The organism is Halomonas sp. (assembly GCF_014859505.1).
In the GTDB taxonomy this organism is placed as follows: domain Bacteria; phylum Pseudomonadota; class Gammaproteobacteria; order Pseudomonadales; family Halomonadaceae; genus Halomonas.
The window spans coordinates 1-3,467 of sequence record NZ_JACUUD010000207.1; the positions used below are offsets into that span (position 1 = coordinate 1).

A 3,467-nucleotide genomic window follows, 5' to 3' on the forward strand; every position below is an offset into this window, starting at 1 on the left:
GCGGCCGGCGTCCCGGCGGCCGGCGTCCCGGCGGCCGGCGTCCCGGCGGGCGGGGTCGTGACGCTTGTCTTGCTGGGTCATGGCGTGTTGCCTCAGAAGTCTCGATGGGTTGTCGTGGTCGTGGAGCCGTCGGCTCTCAGTCATTCAGGGTCAGCAGATGCACCAGGCGAGCTGCCGCCCTGGCGGTGCGGCCGTCGATATCACGGCCGGGGTTGAGCTCCGCCAGGTCAGCCAGGCGCAGCTTGCCGCTATCTCGAATGGCCTCGATCAGCGGCTCGATCAGGGCGAGCGCCACGCCACGGGCGGCCGGGGCGCTGACGCCGGGGGCCTCCGCGGCAGGCAGCACGTCCAGATCGATGGTCAGGTAGAGGTGGTCGCAGTCGCGGAGGAAGTCCGCCAGATCCTGCTCGATGTCGGCCAAGCGCTGAGCGGTGATCTCTCGATCCTCGCGCACCATCACCCCAAGCTCGTCGGCACGGTTGAACAGCGCTCGCGTATTGGCGGCACGGCTCACACCCAGACAGGCATAGCGGAATGCCCAGCCACGCTTCAGACAGTCGTCGGCGATCTGCGAAAAGGGTGTGCCGGAGGAGCGCACGTGTTGGGGGTCACGCAGATCGAAATGGGCATCCAGATTGACGATGCCGATGCGCGGCGCCCTCTCACCATTGGCCGCCAGGTGCTGGGCGAGCCCCGACCAGCTGGCGTAGGCCACCTCATGGCCGCCCCCCAGCACGATGGGCAGGTGCCCCTCGCCCAGCAGCGCAGCGAGTCGGTCGGCCAGGGCCTGCTGGGCCTCTTCCATGGCGTCGCCCTCGCAGCGCACGTCACCGACGTCATAGGCAGGCCCCTGCCGGTGCCAGGCCAGCGGCGCCAGGGCACGGCGCAGCGCGGCAGGCCCCTCGGCCGCGCCCACGCGGCCCTGGTTGCGCGCCACGCCGGCATCACAGGCGAAGCCAAGCAGGGCACAGCCGGGGCTGGCACCCTCGGTCAGCGGCTGAACCTTCTGGTGCCAGCGCTCGCTGTCGGGCTCGGGGTCGGTGCGCCCCTGCCAGAGGGTGCGGTCGAAATCCTGATGAAGTGAGCGATCAGACGACATGGGTCAGCTCTCCCTGGAACAGGCGCTGACGCAGCCGCCCGGGCTGGACCGCATAGGCCAGTGCGGCCGGGGTGTCGACATCCCAGACGCACAGGTCGGCGGTGGCACCTTCCCGGATCCGTCCCTCTCCCTTGAGCCCGAGCGCAGCGGCGCCGTGGGCGGTCATGCCGGCCAGGGCCTCCTGGGGCGTCAGGCGGAACAGGGTGCAGGCCAGGTTGAGCATCAGGGTGGGCATGAACAGCGGCGAGCTGCCCGGGTTGGCGTCGGTCGCCACCGCCATGGGCACGCCCGCCTCGCGCAGTGCCGCGATGGGCGGCAGCTGCGTCTCGCGCAGGGTGTGGAAGGCCCCCGGCAGGATCACGGCGACGCTACCGGCCTCGCGCAGGGCGGCGATGCCGGCGTCGTCGAGGTACTCGATATGATCGGCGGAAAGCGCCCCGTGGCGGGCCGCCATGGCCGTGCCGCCCAGGTGGGAGAGCTGCTCGGCGTGGGCCTTGATCGGCAGGCCATGCGCTTCGGCGGCCTCGAAGACCCGCTCGCACTGCGCCACCGAGAAGGCGATCTTCTCGCAGAACACATCGACGGCATCGGCCAGCCCCTCGGCCGCAGCGGCCGGGATCATCCGCTCACATACCAGGTCGATATAGCCGTCGCTGTCGTCCTTGAACTCCGGCGGCAGCGCATGGGCACCCAGCAGCGTCGTTACTACCCGCACCGGCAGTGCCTCGCCCAGGCGGCGCGCCACCCGGAGCATCTTGAGTTCGTCCTCGACCGTCAGGCCGTAGCCGGACTTGATCTCCACGGTGGTCACACCGTCGGCGATCAGCGCCTCGAGCCGTGGCCGTGCCAGCGCGAGCAGCTCATCCTCGCTGGCCTCACGGGTGGCGGTCACGGTACTCAGGATGCCGCCGCCGCGCCGGGCGATCTCCTCGTAGCTGACGCCTTCCAGGCGCGCCTCGAACTCATCGGCTCGTGAACCGCCGAACACCAGATGGGTGTGGCAATCCACCAGCCCGGGCGTCATCACGCCACCGCGGCGCATCTCCTGGCAGCCCTGAGCGCTGGCCTCATCGAAGTCACACATCGCCACCAGGGAGGCAACGCGGCTTCCTTCGGTGATGACGGCCATGGGCTCCGGCAGGGTGCGCAGGCCATCGAAGACACTGATATCGCGCCACAGGCGTCGCGTTTCCGCGTTTGACATGGGACCTCCTCGAGTTCGGCGCCTAATGTATATACAGATAGGCTAGCGTCGAAAAGCTCCCTCGTCACCCCCCACGCCTCTATCTCAGGTCATGGCAGCAAGACTTCTAACGGCCAATTTTTCATTAATTAAATAATAAAATCATTTATATATGAAAAATCCATTGATCCCCGAAAGGGCTCTGGGAATATTTTCTTTAGACTAATGTCTAGCATGGCGGACTAGTCGGCGAGGGGATGCTCGCTTGCCTTATGTATATACATGAAGGCAGGATGCCTATCCCCTGATCAAGGGCTACCGGCGGTATCCTCCGGCTACCTGGTCCAGGCCATCATCAGCTGAGTCCACGCCATGAACGACAAAGGCGAGACCGGGCGCTCCCGGTCTCGCCTTCATGGTCTGCTACGCGCGTCACGAGACCTGTCGATGCATCGAGGAGCGCAGCTTGTAACGACTCCCGGGGTGGAGAAGGCGCGCGTAGCTGATGAGCTGTTCGCCGGACCAGGTCCGCCGGATCATGCTCAGGCAGGGGCTCGCTGTATCGATGGCCAGCCACTCTGCCGCCTGGGCGTCCGGCAGAACCGCTTCCACGATGTGCTCCACATCGGTGATGGGGCAGGCGGCCACCAGTACCTCGTTGGGCGTGTGGCGCGTGAAGTCGGTCTCAAGATAGTCCGGCACCCAGCGCGGATTGACGAACCGGCTCTCGAGCTGGATAGGCACTTCATTCTCGAGGTGAATGATCAGGGTATGGAAGACGCGGCTGCCGAGCCTGACGCCCAGACGCAGCGCCACCTCGTCATCCGCCTCGATAGCTTCGCGAACCAACACCTCACTGCTGTGGCGATGGCCACGTGAGCGCACTTCCTCGGCGATGTTGTAGACCTCGACCAGCGACGACTCGGCCTTGCGGTCGGTCACGAAGGTGCCCAGGCCGGGTTGGCGCGTCAGATACCCCTTCTGCACCAGGTCGCGGATCGCCTTGTTGGCGGTCATGCGACTGACCCCGAAATCACGAGCCAGCTGCTCTTCCGGGGGGATCTGATGGTTCGATTGCCATTCGCCGCTGTGGATCTTGTCCAGCAGGTGCTGCTGTATCTGCTGATAGAGGGGCGGAGTGCTGGCCATGTGGCATCCTTGGGTCAGGACTAATGTCTATACAAA

General features: G+C 66.1%; 3 protein-coding genes. All 3 read right to left on the reverse strand.

Annotated elements, in window-relative coordinates; translation table 11 throughout:
• Positions 1 to 136: 136 nt before the first annotated feature.
• Positions 137 to 1,099, reverse strand: a complete 963-nt coding sequence (hutG, locus tag IBX53_RS15410) for a formimidoylglutamase (RefSeq protein WP_290911045.1) — start codon at positions 1,097 to 1,099, stop codon at positions 137 to 139.
• A complete protein-coding gene (hutI, locus tag IBX53_RS15415) occupies positions 1,089 to 2,303 on the reverse strand; it encodes an imidazolonepropionase (RefSeq protein ID WP_290911048.1) in 1,215 nt (404 codons plus the stop codon). The genes hutG and hutI overlap by 11 nt, the downstream gene beginning before the upstream one ends.
• A gap of 411 nt (positions 2,304 to 2,714) precedes the next feature.
• Complete coding sequence (hutC, locus tag IBX53_RS15420; RefSeq protein WP_290911050.1) at positions 2,715 to 3,431, reverse strand: histidine utilization repressor; 717 nt, start codon at positions 3,429 to 3,431, stop codon at positions 2,715 to 2,717.
• Positions 3,432 to 3,467: the final 36 nt, after the last annotated feature.

What these genes read in the sequence shown, in the direction of transcription:
- hutI (WP_290911048.1), bottom strand. Translation starts at nt 2,303, where the DNA reads ATGTCAAACGCGGAAACGCGACGCCTGTGGCGCGATATCAGTGTCTTC.
- hutC (WP_290911050.1), bottom strand. Translation starts at nt 3,431, where the DNA reads ATGGCCAGCACTCCGCCCCTCTATCAGCAGATACAGCAGCACCTGCTG.
- hutG (WP_290911045.1), bottom strand. Translation starts at nt 1,099, where the DNA reads ATGTCGTCTGATCGCTCACTTCATCAGGATTTCGACCGCACCCTCTGG.